The sequence below is a fragment of the Mycobacterium sp. SMC-4 genome (genome assembly GCF_025263265.1).
In the GTDB taxonomy this organism is placed as follows: Bacteria; Actinomycetota; Actinomycetes; order Mycobacteriales; family Mycobacteriaceae; genus Mycobacterium.
On sequence record NZ_CP079869.1, the window covers coordinates 865,571 to 882,170 of the forward strand.

Annotated in this window: 19 protein-coding genes and 3 tRNA genes; 13 read left to right on the forward strand and 9 right to left on the reverse strand. The window is 66.1% G+C overall.

What is annotated here, in order from left to right; genetic code table 11:
* Positions 1 to 28 precede the first annotated feature (28 nt).
* Positions 29 to 742, reverse strand: coding sequence for a DUF3060 domain-containing protein (locus KXD98_RS04085; protein WP_260761999.1), 714 nt, complete (start codon positions 740 to 742; stop codon positions 29 to 31).
* Positions 743 to 832: 90 nt separating this feature from the next.
* Here KXD98_RS04085 and KXD98_RS04090 point away from each other — a divergent pair, with 90 nt between their 5' ends.
* Positions 833 to 1,936, forward strand: coding sequence for an NAD(P)/FAD-dependent oxidoreductase (locus KXD98_RS04090; protein ID WP_396883098.1), 1,104 nt, complete (start codon positions 833 to 835; stop codon positions 1,934 to 1,936).
* Here KXD98_RS04090 and KXD98_RS04095 read toward each other — a convergent pair.
* From KXD98_RS04095 to KXD98_RS04110, 4 genes are all read right to left on the reverse strand, one after another.
* The gene (locus KXD98_RS04095; RefSeq protein WP_260760550.1) at positions 1,914 to 2,909 is read right to left on the reverse strand and encodes a magnesium transporter CorA family protein; all 996 of its coding nucleotides are present in this window, start codon (positions 2,907 to 2,909) and stop codon (positions 1,914 to 1,916) included. The two genes, KXD98_RS04090 and KXD98_RS04095, sit on opposite strands and share 23 nt — an antisense overlap.
* Complete coding sequence (locus KXD98_RS04100; RefSeq protein WP_260760552.1) at positions 2,906 to 3,622, reverse strand: crotonase/enoyl-CoA hydratase family protein; 717 nt, start codon at positions 3,620 to 3,622, stop codon at positions 2,906 to 2,908. The genes KXD98_RS04095 and KXD98_RS04100 overlap by 4 nt, the downstream gene beginning before the upstream one ends.
* A 59-nt stretch (positions 3,623 to 3,681) precedes the next feature.
* Entirely contained in the window at positions 3,682 to 4,641 is a 960-nt protein-coding gene (locus KXD98_RS04105) for a DUF2235 domain-containing protein (RefSeq protein WP_260762001.1), read from the reverse strand.
* 146 nt (positions 4,642 to 4,787) lie between these two features.
* Positions 4,788 to 5,504 carry an MBL fold metallo-hydrolase gene (locus KXD98_RS04110; RefSeq protein WP_260762002.1) on the reverse strand — a complete coding sequence of 239 codons (717 nt, stop codon included), beginning with the start codon at positions 5,502 to 5,504 and terminating at the stop codon, positions 4,788 to 4,790.
* Between the two features lie 140 nt (positions 5,505 to 5,644).
* Between KXD98_RS04110 and KXD98_RS04115 the strand changes: the two genes are divergently transcribed.
* The 12 genes from KXD98_RS04115 (at position 5,645) to KXD98_RS04170 (ending at position 12,278) form a co-directional block, all read left to right on the forward strand.
* Positions 5,645 to 5,717 (forward strand) — tRNA-Thr (locus tag KXD98_RS04115).
* A 50-nt stretch (positions 5,718 to 5,767) separates the two neighbouring features.
* Positions 5,768 to 5,841: transfer RNA gene (locus tag KXD98_RS04120), tRNA-Met, on the forward strand.
* A 40-nt stretch (positions 5,842 to 5,881) separates the two neighbouring features.
* Positions 5,882 to 6,049, forward strand: a complete 168-nt coding sequence (rpmG, locus tag KXD98_RS04125) for a 50S ribosomal protein L33 (protein ID WP_005188102.1) — start codon at positions 5,882 to 5,884, stop codon at positions 6,047 to 6,049.
* Positions 6,050 to 6,078: 29 nt separating this feature from the next.
* Positions 6,079 to 6,558 (forward strand): (3R)-hydroxyacyl-ACP dehydratase subunit HadA, encoded by a 480-nt coding sequence (gene hadA / locus KXD98_RS04130; protein ID WP_260762003.1) that lies wholly within the window; start codon positions 6,079 to 6,081, stop codon positions 6,556 to 6,558.
* Positions 6,545 to 6,973 (forward strand): (3R)-hydroxyacyl-ACP dehydratase subunit HadB, encoded by a 429-nt coding sequence (gene hadB, locus KXD98_RS04135; RefSeq protein WP_260762004.1) that lies wholly within the window; start codon positions 6,545 to 6,547, stop codon positions 6,971 to 6,973. Before hadA ends, hadB begins: the two co-directional genes overlap by 14 nt.
* Before the next feature lie 3 nt (positions 6,974 to 6,976).
* Positions 6,977 to 7,498 carry a (3R)-hydroxyacyl-ACP dehydratase subunit HadC gene (gene hadC, locus KXD98_RS04140; protein ID WP_260762005.1) on the forward strand — a complete coding sequence of 174 codons (522 nt, stop codon included), beginning with the start codon at positions 6,977 to 6,979 and terminating at the stop codon, positions 7,496 to 7,498.
* Positions 7,499 to 7,624: 126 nt separating this feature from the next.
* Positions 7,625 to 7,697 (forward strand) — tRNA-Trp (locus KXD98_RS04145).
* 89 nt (positions 7,698 to 7,786) lie between these two features.
* The gene (gene secE, locus KXD98_RS04150; RefSeq protein ID WP_260762006.1) at positions 7,787 to 8,236 is read left to right on the forward strand and encodes a preprotein translocase subunit SecE; all 450 of its coding nucleotides are present in this window, start codon (positions 7,787 to 7,789) and stop codon (positions 8,234 to 8,236) included.
* A 49-nt stretch (positions 8,237 to 8,285) separates the two neighbouring features.
* On the forward strand, positions 8,286 to 9,083 hold the full coding sequence (gene nusG, locus KXD98_RS04155) for a transcription termination/antitermination protein NusG (RefSeq protein ID WP_260762007.1): 798 nt from the start codon (positions 8,286 to 8,288) through the stop codon (positions 9,081 to 9,083).
* Between the two features lie 44 nt (positions 9,084 to 9,127).
* A complete protein-coding gene (rplK, locus tag KXD98_RS04160; RefSeq protein ID WP_098002414.1) occupies positions 9,128 to 9,556 on the forward strand; it encodes a 50S ribosomal protein L11 in 429 nt (142 codons plus the stop codon).
* Between the two features lie 143 nt (positions 9,557 to 9,699).
* Positions 9,700 to 10,407, forward strand: a complete 708-nt coding sequence (gene rplA / locus KXD98_RS04165; RefSeq protein ID WP_260762008.1) for a 50S ribosomal protein L1 — start codon at positions 9,700 to 9,702, stop codon at positions 10,405 to 10,407.
* Positions 10,408 to 10,715: 308 nt separating this feature from the next.
* Positions 10,716 to 12,278, forward strand: a complete 1,563-nt coding sequence (locus tag KXD98_RS04170) for a PE-PPE domain-containing protein (RefSeq protein WP_260762009.1) — start codon at positions 10,716 to 10,718, stop codon at positions 12,276 to 12,278.
* A 6-nt stretch (positions 12,279 to 12,284) separates the two neighbouring features.
* Here KXD98_RS04170 and KXD98_RS04175 read toward each other — a convergent pair whose 3' ends face one another.
* The 4 genes from KXD98_RS04175 to KXD98_RS04190 all read right to left on the reverse strand — a co-directional run bounded on the left by KXD98_RS04175 (position 12,285) and on the right by KXD98_RS04190 (position 16,599).
* On the reverse strand, positions 12,285 to 13,184 hold the full coding sequence (locus KXD98_RS04175) for a cyclopropane mycolic acid synthase family methyltransferase (protein ID WP_260762010.1): 900 nt from the start codon (positions 13,182 to 13,184) through the stop codon (positions 12,285 to 12,287).
* Between the two features lie 143 nt (positions 13,185 to 13,327).
* A complete protein-coding gene (locus KXD98_RS04180; protein ID WP_260762011.1) occupies positions 13,328 to 14,233 on the reverse strand; it encodes a cyclopropane mycolic acid synthase family methyltransferase in 906 nt (301 codons plus the stop codon).
* Positions 14,234 to 14,329: 96 nt separating this feature from the next.
* The gene (locus KXD98_RS04185; RefSeq protein WP_260764975.1) at positions 14,330 to 15,235 is read right to left on the reverse strand and encodes an alpha/beta fold hydrolase; all 906 of its coding nucleotides are present in this window, start codon (positions 15,233 to 15,235) and stop codon (positions 14,330 to 14,332) included.
* Positions 15,235 to 16,599: an AarF/ABC1/UbiB kinase family protein gene (locus KXD98_RS04190; RefSeq protein ID WP_260762012.1), complete on the reverse strand. Its 1,365-nt coding sequence runs from the start codon at positions 16,597 to 16,599 to the stop codon at positions 15,235 to 15,237. Before KXD98_RS04190 ends, KXD98_RS04185 begins: the two co-directional genes overlap by 1 nt.
* Between the last annotated feature and the right edge of the window lies 1 nt (position 16,600).

The following is a 16,600-nucleotide window of genomic DNA, read 5'->3' on the forward strand; positions in this document are numbered from 1 at the left end:
AGACCGGCCGAGACAGGCACGGACGGACTCAGCCCTGTTCGACGATGTTGCCGCTGCCCGAGCGCGACACCTCCGGAGCGCCGTTGCGATAGGTGACCCGGTTGTTCAATCCCGAGGCTCTGATGGTCTCGGCGGTGTCCACGGTCAGCACGTTCTCCAGCCCGGAGACGACGACCGTCGAGCAGGCGCCCTGGACGTCGACGACATTGCGGACCCCGCTGATGCTGACCGTTCCGCCGTCACACATCACCGTGCGGGTGGTGTCGACACCGCCGAGGCTGGTCACCGCGCCCGGGCCGACGGTCACGATCTCCTCGCCGGCCCCGAACGGGTTCTCCGGGATCGCGGGAAATGCGGGGACTTCGGGGATCACCGGAACATCGATCGACCCACCGCCCCCCGCGATGCCCGGGGGCGCAACCGGAGCCGGCAGGCTCGGCGACCCGGAGGTGACGAAGATGATCCCGACGATCACCGCGGTGACGATGACGACGCCGGCAGACAGCGGGATCAGCCACAACGCGGTGGCATGAGAGTTCTTGCGCACCACGTGCTGCGGTGGCGCATAGTAGGGCGAACCCCCGGCCGGATACCCCGCGGAGGGCGACGGTGGCGGTGGCGGCACGGGTACCCCTGCCGACGACGCGTAGGGCTGGGTACCCAACTCGCTGGCGCGGGCACGGTCGGCGAGCGGGCGCTCCAGATCGCGTATCCGCGCTTCCGGGTCCACATCCGGTTCCATGGGCAGATGGTTGCACATCTGCGCTGGTCCGGCATCGCTTCTGGGCACCTCAGTGCGGTTGCGCAACGCTTCTGCGTGGTACTCCCCACCATGACGTCAGCGGGATTCCTGGCCGTCGGCGGCGGGCCGGCGGGAGTCAGCGCGGCCGAGACCTTCCGCAGTAGGCATCGCCACATCGCCGTGCGCATTCTGTCCGACGATCCGGCGCTGCCCTATGCCAAACCGCCGTTGAGCAAGCAGTACCTGTGCGGACAGCCCACTGACCTGGACCTGCACAGTGCCGGGTGGTTCGCTCGCAACGACATCGACCTCACCCTCGGGGTGCGGGTGGAACACATCGACGTCGCGGCTGCGCAGGTGATCACCACCGGCGGCGTGCGCTACCCGTACTGGCATCTGGTGCTGGCATCGGGCTCGACCGCGGTGCCGCTGGCCGCACCGGGTGGCCGGTCCGCGCTGCCCCTGCGGTCCTTGGCCGATGCGGTGGCGCTGAAGATGGCCGCCCGGCATGCCCACGCGGCGGTCGTCGTCGGCGCCGGGCTGATCGGCTGCGAGGCCGCCTCAGGTCTGGCCGCCCTCGGCGTGGACACCACCGTGGTTGCCCCGGAGGTGGTGCCGCTGTACCGCCGATTCGGCATCGACGTCGGCGAACGGGTCGCCAAGATGCTCTCCGATGTCGGCGTGCGTTTTGTCGGGTCGGCCCGGGTGGCCGGCGTCACTGACTGCGCGGTGACGCTGGAGGGCGGAGAGGTATTCGCCGGCGACCTCGTCGTCGCCGCCACCGGGGCCCGGCCCGACACCCGGCTGGCCGCCGAGGCCGGACTGGCCATCCGCGACGGCCGCGTCGTCGTCGACGAACACATGCGCACGTCGGCCCCCAACGTCTACGCCGCCGGTGACATCACGCTGGCCCACAACGTGACCGCCGGGCGACGGGTCATCGCCGAACACTGGCGTGACGCCGCGCTGCAGGGCCGCATTGCCGGCCTGACGGCGGCGGGTTATCCGTCGAGTTGGGACACGATGCCCGGATTCTCCTGCAGTGTAGGGAAATTCACGCTGACCTACCGAGGTTGGGGAGGCCGCCACGATACCTGTCTGGTGACCGAACGGGGCAACGGTTTCACCGCGACCTACTCCGCACAGGGCAGGCTGCTCGGAACACTGGAGGCTACAGCCAATCTCGCTTCTTGAACGCGGTGAACAGCACGATCACGATCACGACGATCAGCGAGGTGCTGACCGCGAACCCGCCGACGGTGTTGATACCCGGATAGCTGATGTTCTGTCCGTAGAAGCCGGTGATGGCCGTCGGCACCGCGATGATCGCGGCCCAGCCGGTGAGCTTCTTCATCACGATGTTCAGCCGGGCGTCCTGCAGGCTCAAGTTGGTCTCGAACACCGTGGTGACCATGTCGCGCAACGACTCCGTCCACTCCGAGACCCGTAAGACATGGTCGTAGAGATCGGCGTACGCGGGGTCCAGCTCCAGCGCAGAGGCGGCATCCATCCTTCGGTGCTGGATCACGGTGATCACCTCCCGCATCGGCAACACCGCCCGGCGCAGCCGCACCAGGTCCTTGCGAAGCTGAAAGGTCTTGCGTTGCAACCCTTGACGCGGCAGGCTCTCGGCGAACAGGTCGTCCTCGAGGCTTTCGATGGCGTCGTCGAGCGCTTGCACCGCGTCGAAGTGCTGATCCACCACGACGTCGAGCAGGCCGTGCACGAGCGCGCCGATCCCGTATTCCTGTCCACCCAGCGCGTCGAATCGCCGCGACACCTCGTCGATGTCGAAGCCCGAACCCAACTGGACCGTGATCAGTCCGCGCGGTAGCACGAACACCGAGATGCGGTGCATGTCCAGCACAGTCTCGGCCGCGTCGGCCACCGGCGGCCGACCCCTGACGGTGACCCCATATACCGTGAAGAAGGTGTGGGTCCGATACACCACGGCCTTGGTGCGTTCGGAGTCGGCCAGTGTGTCCTCGACCGCCCATTCGTTGAGGCCGATCTCATGGGCGAGATTGGTGAGCGTCTCGTGGTCGGGGGCGTCGATGTCACACCAGACCAGCGTGTTCTCCGCGGCCAGATAATCCGACAGCGCGAAGAAGTCGAAGTCGTCGCAGGGCCTGCCGTCGACCCAGGTCCGGCCGCGAATGTGGGTCACGGCGCGGTGGTGGCACCCAGCGCGAATTCCTCTGCCAATCCGTCGATTCCGGCGCGGATCGCCTCCAACGCGCTGTGCCGGGCCTTGAGCTTGGTCGCCAGGTGTGCGCCGGCCTGCAGTGTGGTCGCGGCTTCCTGGGCCACCTGCTGGGCCCGGGCCAGTACCTCGTCGGTGTCGACGATCTCGTCGAGCCACCCGGCGTTGATCGCGGCGTCGCCGACGAAGGTCGCGGCCAGTCCGGCCGCCCGCTCGAACGCCGGCGGGGTGAGCCGCATCCGCATGATCTCCAACGCCGAATTCGGGATGACCATGCCGATCGCAACCTCGATGGCCTGGCAGCGTGTTTTCGGACCCCCTACCCGATGGTCGGCGGACAACAGCAGAAACGAGCCCATCGCGATCGCCGGACCGGTTGCGGCGATCACCACCGGCACCGGAAACGTCAGCGTTCGCACCGCCAACTCGAAACCTCCGGCCAGCATCCCGAGCGCGGCTTGGGCATCGCCGGACTGGAAGACCGACAGATCGAAACCACCGCTGAAGACCCGCGAGTTCCCGGCCAGTACCACAGCTTTGGCTTTCTCGGCCGCCGCCCGGTCCAATGCCTCGTTGACCGCGGTCTGCATCGTCGGGCCGAGCACGTTGACCTTGCCGTCGTCGAGCGTGATGGTGGCCACCGAGTCGGCGAGTTCGTAGGCGACGTTGCTGCTCATGCTTCTCCTCACCACGCAGGGTCGCAACGAACCTAACAGGCCGCCGGCCGACCGCCCGCTCAACCCGTCGTGGCCAGCACCGCCGGCGAGGACTGCCCGACAGCGCACAGCCGCTCACCGCGCGCCGCCCAGTCCAGGTCGGCCCAATGCACGCGGCCCGGGAGTCGGCGCCAGTACCCGGGATGGGCCCGCAGATAGCTGTGCACGCTGGCGTGCACGGTGGCGTCAGCGGGCACCTTGGGCGAGGGCACCGGATGTGCGGCTCCGGCCAGCGCGTCGAGCACACTGGGGGCCGGTGCTCGGTGCCGGGCCGACGCCGCAAGCAGCACACCGGCTTTCATCGCCCCATCGAGCACCCAGTCCAGCGTGATCGCCGACAGCGGCGCATCTGCCCCGGCCGCGCCGGTGACGTCGCGATGGCCACCGCGGAACCACACCTCCTCGACGCCGGCGGCTACGGCCGGGACGAGCCGCTGACGACGCCGGCCGTAGCCACCGTCGATGGCCACCGCGTGTCGGGCTGCCACGACGTTGACGAGCACCTCCGAGTCGTCGGCACGCGGCACACCGCGCACCGCGACGGTGTCCCACAGCCCGAGGAACTCGACGTCGACGGCCAACTCACTGTCTTCGGCCAGCTGGGCGGCGAGCTCGCCGACCCGGCGCCAGTCCGCCGCGCTGCGCGAGGTTCGTGGCATCGCGTAGGCCGACAGCGCCCAGTCCCGGAACTCGGTGCGGACCACCCCCACGGTGCCGAGCAGGCGGGCCAACGCCCGAGCGCAGAAGGCTGCGTGCGCCGTGCCGAACATGAAGATGCGGTCCCCGCGTTGCCAGTGGTCGACCAGGAACTCGTAGGCCGCCGCCACCACCGCGCGCGCGTGCGGCGCCGTCGTCGGCCGCCGACCGTCGTCAGGACGCGTCCAGATCAGCTGGCTGTCGTCGCGATGCAGCAGCGAGGTCACTGCGGCGGCATTGCCGACAGTGTTGATGTCGTCGAAGCACAGCACGATGTTCTTCACGAAGCCCCCCAACGTGAGCAGCGGATGCGCTGACGTCGAGTTTGCCAGATCGGCGGGGCAGTGTCTTCGGAATCAGGGAAGAAATTCGTGTTTTGGCTTCGAATCGAGGGCTCTACAGCGGGGGAGTGCCACGGATTCCGTAGCGGTCACCCGCCCATCAGCATGCGCCACTGATCCAGATTGCTCGCCCGGTAGACGTAATTGGTACGACGGACCCGATCCAGCGGCGCGCTGGGCTCCGCGGAATACCAGTGGCCCGGGAAGACAGTAGGGTCGCCCGGCAGCTCGGCCAGCGCCTGCAGGCTGCGGAACATGTCGTCGGCGTTGCCGCCGGGGAAATCCGTCCGTCCGCAGCCGTCGAGGAACAGCGTGTCGCCGGCCACCAGCCGCCCGTCGAGCAGGAAACACTGGCTGCCCGGGGTGTGGCCGGGGGTGTGCAGCAGCTCGATGTCGATCTGCCCGACGCCGACCCGGTCACCGTGCTGGTGTGCGGTCAGTTCGCTGGGGGCGATGCCGGTCACCCGTGAGACCCAGTCGGCCTCGTGGGCGTTGACATGCACCGGCACGCTGACCCGCTCCAGCAGCTCGGCCAACCCCTTGAGCTCGAAACCCATCATCGAGCCGCCGATGTGATCGGGATGGTGGTGGGTCACCAGCACCCCGGACAGGTGCATCCCGTCGGCCTCCAGGGTGTCCAGCAAATCCCCCGCGGCGTAAGCGGGGTCGACCACGACGGTGTCCCCGGTCTGCCGGTCGCCGATCAGGTAGGCGAAGTTGCGCATCTGCTCGGCGATCATGTCGCCGGCCGCGAAATCGCGGCCCGAGAGCAGCTGGCGGAAGTAGAGCCGGTCGGAATCAGCCATGTCCGTCAGGGTAATCCAGCCCGGATCCGGGTTACGGACTGCTTTCCCGGCGGGCATGACCGGCGGTTTGGCGTCCTAATCGGTGAGAATGTACCCTCTTTAAGGCTCGCCGCTGGTGCGTAGTGTCGAGCCAGTGACAGGCCCCCTTAGCTCAGTCGGCAGAGCGTTTCCATGGTAAGGAAAAGGTCAACGGTTCGATTCCGTTAGGGGGCTCGGTGGAAACGGGCGGTGCGCCCGACAGCGCCCAGCCTGGCTCCGACCGGGGCGGTGTAGCTCAGCTGGTTAGAGCGCACGACTCATAATCGTGAGGTCGGGGGATCGAGCCCCCCCACCGCTACAAGTAGAGAAGAACCGAGCTCTGAAACGAGGCACCGAAGGTGGCGTCCAGTACTGACGTACGGCCCAAGATCACACTGGCCTGCGAGGTGTGCAAGCACCGCAACTACATCACGAAGAAGAACCGTCGCAACGATCCCGACCGACTCGAGATCAAGAAGTTCTGCCCGAACTGCGGCACGCACCAGGCGCACAAAGAGTCGCGCTAGGCGCCGCGTCGGCAGACACCCCAGCACTCGTGTCATTTTTGGACGGCTACGTCGGGACGCACTACCGCTATCCCGACAGCTACGTCGTGGGCCGGGAGAAGATTCGCGAATACGCCACCGCGGTCAAGAACGACGACCCGGCGTTCTTCGACGAGAAGGCTTCCGCTGAGCTCGGCCATGAGGGCCTGCTGGCGCCGCTGACCTTCATCTCGGTGTTCGGCTACACCGCGCAGATGGCGATGTTCACCGCCAACAACATCGCCATCTCCGACGCGCAGATCGTCCAGGTCGACCAGGTGCTGAAGTTCGTCCGTCCGGTCAAAGCCGGCGACACCCTCTATTGCGACGTATGGATCGACTCGATCAAGAAGGCGCACGGCACCGACATCATCGTGACCAAGAACATCGTCAGCGACGCCAACGGCGATGTCGTGCAGGAGTGCTACACCACCCTGGCAGGGCGTAGCGAAGAAGACGGAAAGAGTGGCTTTTCACATGGCACTGCGTGAGTTCGGTTCGGTCAAGGTCGGCGATCAGCTGCCCGAGAAGGTCATCCCGCTGACCCGGGCTGACCTGGTCAACTACGCCGGCGTCAGCGGCGACCTCAATCCGATCCACTGGGACGACGATATCGCCAAGCAGGTCGGACTGGACACCGCGATCGCCCACGGCATGCTCACCATGGGCCTCGGTGGCGGCTACGTCACCTCCTGGGTCGGCGACCCGGCCGCCGTCACCGAGTACAACGTCCGGTTCACCGCGGTGGTGCCGGTGCCCAACGACGGCAAGGGCGCCGAGATCGTCTTCACCGGCCGGGTGAAGTCGACTGATCCGGACACCAAGTCGGTCACGATTGCGCTGAGTGCAACCTCCGGCGGCAAGAAGATCTTCGGCCGGGCGGTGGCCGTGGCGAAGCTGGCGTGACCGATGGCTCTGAAAACCGACATCCGCGGGATGGTCTGGAAGTACCCCGACGCGTTCGTCGTCGGGCGTGAGCAGATCCGGCAGTACGCCAAGGCCGTCAAGTCCTTCGACCCGACCAGCCACGACGAGGCTGTCGCGGCCCAGATGGGTCACAGCGGCCTGATCGCGCCGCCGACGTTCATGTCGATCTTCGCCGTGATGATCCAGAACCACTTCTTCCAGCACGTCGACGTCGGCCTGGAGACCCTGCAGATCGTCCAGGTCGACCAGAAGTTCGAGTTCCGCCGGCCGATTAAAGAGGGGGACCGACTCAATGGACAGCTGGAGATCCTGACCGTCGTCGAACGTTTCGGCGCCGACATCGTCACCACCCGTAATGTGCTCACCGACGACTCCGGCCAGATCGTGATGGAATCGTTCACCACGCTGATGGGCCATGAGGGTGACAACTCGATCTCGGCCGGCTGGGATCCCGAGACCGGCCAGGTGGTGCGCAAACCGGTCGTCCACGACGACACGGATTAGCAACTCCACCCGCCGGCGCGCTACACTCGGGCCTTCGGGGTTTTCCCAGTTGAGCGCGCTGTCCGTCGGCTTTGATCGACCGAACGGGGAGCGCGCAAATTGTGTGGGCTCCGTAGGTATCGCTGAAGGGGCGTAGCTCAACTGGCAGAGCAGCGGTCTCCAAAACCGCAGGTTGCAGGTTCAAGTCCTGTCGCCCCTGCTCAACTGAATACAACAGATGTGGACACTCGACAGTCCGGGATACTGGAGGGTGACCCAGATCGACACGACCAGAAAAGGGAGCATGCGGTGAGCGACGAGCGCGACGCAGGCACCGACGGTGGCACCCAGACCGGCGACGGCGACGGCGACACCCGGAGCCAGACCGCGGTCGTGACCGGACTGCAGCGCCCGACGGGTAAGCGGTCGCGTCGCGGCGCGGCGGTGGTCGAGACCGACGACGACGCCGACACCGGACCGGACACCGACACCTCGGGGTCCAAGGACGACGGTGACGGACCCCGGGCCAGGAAGAAGACGGCCAAGAAGCCCAAGGACGGGCCGTCTCGCAATCCCATCACGTTCGTGTTGAACTACCTGGCCGAGGTGATCGGCGAGCTGCGCAAGGTCATCTGGCCGAACCGCAAGCAGATGGTCACCTACACGATCGTGGTGCTGCTGTTCCTGGCGTTCATGGTGACTCTGATCGGCCTCGCGGACCTCGGTCTGGCGCAGCTGGTGAGCATGATCTTCGGCTGACCGCCGTGCCGGTGAGCGCCAGAAACGATATTTCAGAGAGGACTGACACGTGACGAGCTTCGACGGCGACGCGCCTTCGGGCGAGACCGTCGACACCATGAACGTCGACGAAGCCAACGCGGAAGCGGTGAGCACCGAGGAGGATGCCGCCCCCGCCGAGGTGAGTGACGACGCAGCTGGTGCCGAGGCAGCCCCTGCGGAAGCAGCCCCCGAGGACGAGGAACAGGATCCGGCCGCGGCGCTGAAGAAAGAGCTGCGCCTCAAGCCGGGCGAGTGGTACGTCATCCACTCCTACGCCGGCTACGAGAACAAGGTGAAGGCCAACCTCGAGACCCGCGTGCAGAACCTCGACGTCGGCGACTACATCTTCCAGGTCGAGGTACCCACCGAAGAGGTCACCGAGATCAAGAACGGCCAGCGCAAGCAGGTCAACCGCAAGGTGCTGCCGGGCTACATCCTGGTGCGCATGGAGCTCAACGACGAATCATGGGGCGCGGTGCGCAACACGCCCGGTGTGACGGGCTTCGTCGGCGCCACCTCGCGCCCGTCCCCGCTGTCGCTGGATGACGTGGTGAAGTTCCTGTTGCCGCAGAGCCCGGCCAAGAAGGCCGGGAAGGCGACGGCCGCCTCATCGGCCGCGGCGGAGATCGGCGCAGACGCGCGTCCGGAGATCCTGGTCGACTTCGAGGTGGGCGAGTCCGTCACCGTCATGGACGGGCCGTTCGCGACGTTGCCGGCATCGATCAGCGAGGTCAACGCCGAGCAGCAGAAGCTCAAGGTGCTGGTATCGATCTTCGGCCGCGAGACGCCGGTCGAACTGACCTTCAACCAGGTCGCCAAGATTTAACGCGGGCCGTCAAGCCCACCAGGAAAAAGAAGGAAAGCACAACCATGCCCCCGAAGAAGAAGGTCGTCGGGCTGATCAAGTTGCAGATCCAGGCCGGGCAGGCCAACCCCGCCCCGCCGGTCGGTCCCGCGCTCGGCCAGCACGGTGTCAACATCATGGAGTTCTGCAAGGCCTACAACGCGGCGACGGAGTCGCAGCGTGGCAACGTCATCCCCGTCGAGATCAGCGTCTACGAGGATCGCAGCTTCACGTTCGCGCTGAAGACCCCGCCGGCGGCCAAGCTGCTGCTCAAGGCTGCTGGGGTGCAGAAGGGGTCCGGCGAGCCGCACAAGACCAAGGTCGCCAAGGTGACCTGGGACCAGGTGCGCGAGATCGCCGAGACCAAGAAGGAAGACCTGAACGCCAACGACATCGATCAGGCCGCCAAGATCATCGCCGGCACCGCCCGGTCGATGGGGATAACCGTCGAATAGTCGGTGATTCCCGTTGAGACTGCACTGAGGGCGACAAAGTGTGAGTAGGGAGTGCCCTGAGCACAGTCTCAATGCAAGTCAATTCAGTGGGAGGGCCAGCTTCGGCCCGTAAACCACAACTTCTGAACAATGAGGAGAATCAAATGAGCAAGAACAGCAAGGCCTACCAGGCCGCCGCTGAGAAGGTCGACAAGACCCGGCTGTACACGCCGCTGGAGGCGGCGAAGCTGGCCAAGGAGACGTCTTCGACCAAGCAGGACGCCACCGTCGAGGTCGCGATCCGTCTGGGTGTGGATCCGCGCAAGGCCGACCAGATGGTGCGCGGCACCGTCAACCTGCCGCACGGCACCGGCAAGACCGCGCGCGTCGCGGTGTTCGCGGTGGGTGACAAGGCTGAGCAGGCGCAGGCCGCCGGAGCCGATATCGTCGGCAGCGACGACCTGATCGAGCAGATCCAGGGCGGCATGCTCGACTTCGACGCCGCGATCGCCACGCCGGACCAGATGGCCAAGGTCGGCCGCATCGCGCGCATCCTGGGCCCGCGTGGCCTGATGCCGAACCCGAAGACCGGCACCGTGACTCCCGACGTCGCCAAGGCCGTGGCCGACATCAAGGGCGGCAAGATCAACTTCCGGGTGGACAAGCAGGCCAACCTGCACTTCGTGATCGGCAAGGCCTCGTTCGACGAGAATGCGCTGGCCGAGAACTATGGTGCCGCACTCGACGAGATCCTGCGGGCCAAGCCGTCCTCGTCGAAGGGCCGCTATCTGAAGAAGGTCGTCGTGTCGACCACCACCGGCCCGGGCATCCCGGTCGACCCGGCAGTGACCCGCAATTTCACGGAGGCCTGACCCGGTCGGCTAGCCGACTCATGCACTTCTGACGAGAAACCCCGCAGCCCGGACCGGGCGCGGGGTTTCTTCGTCGCGAGTTGTTCGAGTGCTCCTCGACCGCCGATCCGCTGACCGCGTCCGGTCCGCCGTCCCCCACGAACGGCCCGCCCAGGCGCCCCGGTCAGAGGCTGCCGGCGTGTCCCCCAACGCCTGGCTCGGCGGTCGAGAAGCACCCCTGCAGCAAATTTACATCGGTACCGTCAATAGGGGGCCGAAATTGGTGAGTTCCCGATGAAAGCCCGCTGCTTTTGTGTGATCGTTGACTCATGCAGACTCGTGGCAGGAGTCAAGCCCGCGCGTTGATCCTGGTTGTTCTGTCGTTCATCACCGTGCTGGCGCTCGGTATCGCTTCGGCGTTCGTGTCGGCGGTGGCCCTGGGCGCGACGGCACTGATCGTGCCGGGAACCGGCACGCCGAACTCCGACAACGTCGCCAACTACCAGCAGAACGCCTGGAACCGCTACATCGACGGCATCGCCTGCACCGACCCCGTGGACTGCGCCAACCCGACCCTCGAGGGCATCCCGTACCCGGCGTCGTTCTGGCCGATGACCTTCATCCCGGGCTGGTGTGTCCCCGGCCGGTGCGACAAGTGGAACGAGTCGGTGGGCATCGGTGTAGCGAACCTCAACGCTGCGCTGGAGCCCTTCCTGGCGCCGAGCTCCGACGAGGACGTGTTCATCTTCGGCTACTCACAAGGTGGCGCTGTCGTGGCGAACACGCTGCAGTATCTGGCCGGGCTGGATCTTTCCGATGAGGTCAAGGCGCGGCTGCAGGTCGTCACGATCGGCGGCATCGAGAATCCCGACGGCGGTCTGTGGCAACGGCTGGCCTGGCTGCGCTACCTGTTCGGCACACCGATCCCGATCTTCGATGTCACGTTCAACCCGCCGATGCCGGTGGATACCGGAATCCACACCACCAGCATCGGTTTCGAGTACGACCCGGTGGGCTTCGCGCCCAGGTACTGGGGCAATGTGCTCGCGGTGCTCAACGCCTTCGTCGCACTGGACACGGTGCACGGCTACTACCTTTCGCCCAACGGCAACGATCCCAACGCGACGCTGCCCTACGGCTACACCCCGGAGACGCTGGCGCCGCAGCTGGATTGTTCGCTCAACGAAAAGAATTGCCGGACCGACACATTCGGTAACAGCTACATCATCATCCCAGCCCTGAGCCTGCCACTGACCGACCTGGTGCGGTCGTTCGCCGACCACATCGGCATCGGCTGGCTGGCCAAACCGTTCATCGACCTCGTCGAACCGGTACTGCGCGAAGCCGTCGACCTCGGCTACGACTGGAGCGGGGATCCCGGAGTGCCGCGCAGCCTGAGCATCCTGCCGTTCAAGCTGTTCCAGAACTGGATCAAGGTCGGGATCGACTTCGCGGTCGCGGCGGTCAAGGGTGTCGAAGCGTTCCTGGGCAATTTCATCAGGCCCCGGGCCACGAGCGAACTCGAGCAGCTCGAGCGCAGCGTGCAGCAGTCCCAGGAGCTCGGCCCGGCCGCTGAGTCTCGCCGCGACACGGCGCCGGGAGTCGAGGTGCCCAGACTCGAGGTCGAGTACTACACCGACCAACGTCCCGGCCTCGACCCGCAGAGCGACGCCGTCGACAAGACCGCGGAGGTCATCGAATTCCCCACAGTCGACGTCGTCGAAGAGCCGATCGAGGTTCCCGTCGAAGAGGACACGACGACGGGCGCCTCGACACCGGGGACATCGGGATCCTTCGACGAGGACGCCCCCGCGGTCAGCGAACGCGGGGGTGGCAGCGACCGCGAATCGTCCAGCGACACCCGGACCAAGCGCACCCGGGCCGCGGCCTGAGGCCGGTCAGGCCGCCGCGGCGCCCGGCTTGAGGTAAGTCACCAGGCTGACGTCGATGCTCTCGTCGATGAAGTAGTACTGGCAGCCCTTCAGATAGCGCATGTAGTGGTCGTAGGTCTGCTGGTCCTTGGCGGCGATCGCCGTCTCCTTGTTGCGCTCCAACCGGTCGGCCCAGATGCCCAGCGTCTTGATGTAGTGGTTGCGCAGCGACAACGGCTCGGGGACCACGAAGCCGGCCTTCTCGCCGTGCTCGACCATCATCTGCGTGGTGGGCAGTCGCCCGCCGGGAAAGATCTCGGTGATCATGAACTTGATGAACCGGGCCAGCTCGAAGGTCAGCTTCTTGCCCCGCTCGGCCAGGTCATAGGGGTGGTAGCCGACGCTGCTCTGCACCGTCATCCGGCCGTCGTCAGGCATGACCTCGAAGCACATCTTGAAGAAGTCGTCGTAGCGTTCGAAGCCGAAGTGCTCGAACGCCTCGATCGAGACGATGCGGTCGACGGGGGAGTGGAACTGCTCCCAGCCTTCGAGCCGCACGTCGAAGGTGCGCTCGGTGTCGAGCTTGGCGAGCAACTGGTCGCAATAGGCCTTCTGGTTCTTGGACAGGGTCAGCCCGATGACGTTGACGTCGTACTTCTCCATGGCGCGCTGCAGCGTCAGCCCCCAGCCGCAGCCCACCTCGAGCAGTGTCATGCCCGGCTTGAGGTCCAGCTTGTCCAAGTGCTGGTCGACATTGGCGATCTGAGCCTCCGACAAGGTGCAGTCGGGGCCGGTGAACAGGCCACAGCTGTACTTGCGCGTGGGGTCCTGAAAGACGCCGAAGAAGTCGTCCGACAGATCGTAATGCGCCTGGATGTCCTCGAAATGAGGCGTCATATCCTTCGTGCCGGTGGATTGGTCAGACATATTTCCCCTGCTCTTGCTAGCCCACGATGGCGAGTGTCCAACAACGATGTCGCGAACGACCGTACCCATACGCCTGCTCGTCGCTGCTGCAAACACGCGTGGTGCGTCGTTCAGACTAGCGCTCAGCTGCTCCCGCGAGCCAATTACGCGCCGGGGCGCTTGGCCAGCGTGAACTGGTTGACGTCGATATAACCCACGCGGAAACCGTGTGCGCAGCCCGTCAGATAGTGCATGTAGCGGTCATAGATCTGCTGTGACTGCATCTCGACCGCCGCTTCTCGCGCAGACTCCAGCGCTGCGGCCCAGGCATCGAGGGTGCGGGCATAGTGGGGCTGCAGTGACTGGCGGCGGGTCAGTGCGAAACCCGAACCGGCAGAGCGTTGCTCGACCATCTCGATGGACGGCAGATATCCACCGGGGAAAATCTCGGTCAGGATGAACTTGACGAAGCGAGCCACCGAGAACGTCAGCGGCATCCCGGCGTCGGCCATCTGGGGCAGCGTCAGCGCGGTGATGGTGTGCAGCAGCATCACGCCGTCATCGGGCAGCACCTGACGGGCCATCGCGAAGAACTCGTCGTAGCGGTCCTTGCCGAAGTGCTCGAACGCACCGATCGACACGATCCGGTCCACCGGCTCGTCGAAGTCCTCCCAGCCCTGCAGCAGCACCCGCTTGGTGCGCGGGCTGTCGGATTCGTTGAGCACCTGCTCGACGCGCGCGTGCTGATTTTTGCTCAAGGTCAGACCCACGACGTTGACGTCGTGTTTCTCCAGGGCGCGCAGCATGGTCGATCCCCAGCCGCAGCCGATGTCGAGCAGTGTCATCCCGGGCTGCAGGCCCAGCTTGCCGAGCGCGAGATCGATCTTGGCCAGCTGCGCTTCGGCCAGCGTCATGTCATCGCGTTCGAAATACGCGCAGCTGTAGGTCTGCGACGGGTCCAGGAAGAGCCGGAAGAAATCGTCGGAGAGGTCGTAGTGGGCTTGGACGTCGTCGTAATGCGGCGTCAGTACCGGTCTGGTCCGCGAGGCGGACGGATCTTTCGAGGCCATCGGGCCTTCCTCGGGGCCGGCCCGAAGACGGTCTTCTGTACGGCTCGTCAGCCCGGTACCGACGCTACGGCAACGGCTGACGTCGTGTCGACGGGCTCAGTGCGCTTCGGAGAACGTCGTGGTGAGCTCGGCGACGATGTCGTCCCACAGTGGCTCGGGCAGCTCATGTCCCATGCCGTCGAACAGCACCAGACGCGCGCCGTCGATGGCCCGGGCGATGGCCCGGCCACCTGACGGACGCATCAGCTTGTCAGCCGTGCCGTGGATGACGACGGTCGGCGCGGTGGTCTGGCGGTTGTAGGGCAGCAGGCTGCCGCTGCCGGTGATGGCATTGAACTGGCGGGCGATCCCTTGCGGGTAGTACGAGCGGTCGTGGAAGGCGACCGCGTCGGCGCGCAACTTCTCCTCGCTCGACGGGTATCCCGGGCTGCCTATGATCCTGCTGACCCGAATCGAGTTCTCGATGATCACCTCGCGCGGCGAGTTCGGCGACGGCCCGGTGATGACGGCCAGCAGCTGTTGCGGGCCCGGCGGCGGGAGCAGCGGTTGGTTGTTCGACGAGAAGATCACGCCCAGGCTGCGGGTGCGTTCGGCGTGCCTGGCGGCAAAGACCTGCGCGATCATGCCACCCATCGAGCCGCCGACCACGTGCGCGTGCTCGAGATCGAGGTGATCCAGCAGCGCGGCCGTGTCGTCGGCCATGTCCTCCAGTGTGTACACCGACGGGCTGCGGCGCCCGATCAGCGACCGTGCCATATTGCCGATCTGGGAGCCCCGGCTCCGGTGACCGTCGAATTTCGACGACAGTCCGACGTCGCGGTTGTCGAAGCGGATGACCCGCAGACCCTGGTCGACCAGCTTGCGGCAGAAACCGTCCCGCCAGAACACCAACTGAGCGCCCAGCCCCATGATCAGCAGCACCGCCGGGTCGTCGGGGTGGCCCATGTCCTCGTAGTGGATCTCCAGATCACCCGACGGGGCCTTGCCTTCGCGGACGTCGATCATGCGTCGAGATTCTGATCGTGCTCGCGGCTGACCTCGACCATGAAGTTCGCGAAGTACCTCGTCAGCGCCGGGTCGCTCATCATCTGCCACTTCGGCGCCAGCAGCTTCATGTAGCGCTCCACGTAGAGGAACTGCTTGCCGATCAGCACCAGCTCGCGCGGCAGCTTCACGTCGTAGGCCTCGGCCAGCGCGGAGAGCTGCTTGCCGATCTCGGCGTAGCTGAGGTCGCCCAGGGACGTCATCGTCAGCGGGGTGGCGAACTTCTCCAGGTCCTTGGCGGCCTGGGCCTCGGGCCTCATCGTCCCGACCGCGCCCATCAGCACCACGATCTTGCCCGCTGCTGCGTGGTCCTTCTTGACCAGTAGCGCGTGTACCAGCTCCCGCAGCAACCAGCGGGTCCGCGGGTCGATGCGGCCCATGATGCCGAAGTCGAAGAACACGATCTTGCCGTCGTCGTCGACGTAGAGGTTGCCGGCGTGCAGGTCGCCGTGGAACAGGCCGTGCCGCAGCCCGCCCTCGAACACGCTGAACAGCAGCGCCTTGACCAGCTCGGTGCCGTCGAAGCCCTTCTTGCGGATCGCGGCGACGTCGTCGATGCGCACCCCGCTGATGCGCTCCATGGTCAGTACGCGCTCACTGGTCAGGTCCCAGTACACCTGCGGTACCCGGATGTTGCGCCCCAGCGGGGACGCGTGCATGTGCGCCACCCACGCGTCCATCGACTGCGCTTCCAGCCGGAAGTCCAGCTCCTCGGCGAGATTGTCGGCGAAGTCGGCGACGACATCCTGGGCGGACAGCCGCTGACCCAATTTGGCCAGCTCGACCAGCCGCGCGCCGCGCTTGAGGATCTGCAGGTCGGCGGCGACGCGACGACGGATGCCCGGCCGCTGGATCTTGACCACGACCTCTTCGCCGGAGTGCAGGGTTGCGTAGTGCACCTGCGCGATGGACGCCGACGCGAAGGGCTTCGCGTCGAACGACCTGAACAGGTTTGCCGGCTCGTCGCCGAGTTCCTCACGGACCAGCGTGTGCACCTCGGAGGCGTCGGCCGGCGGCACCCGATCGAGTAGGCCACGGAATTCCCGGCTCAGCGGTTCGCCGAAGGCACCTGGACTCGACGCGATGATCTGGCCGAATTTGACGTAGGTGGGGCCCAGGTCGGCGAAGGTCTGCGGGATCTGCTTGACGATCTTCTGCTGCAGCGAGCCGCGTCCCATCAACGTGGCGGCCACACGGGCGCCGGTGCGGGTCACCTGCCAGCCGGTGGCGCCGACGCGGGCCGCCTCGACCGGTAGCGGCACCCGATCCAGCCGGGCACCCTCGCGTTGCGGACTCTGCTTGGTCTTGCGGGTGGTGCTCATA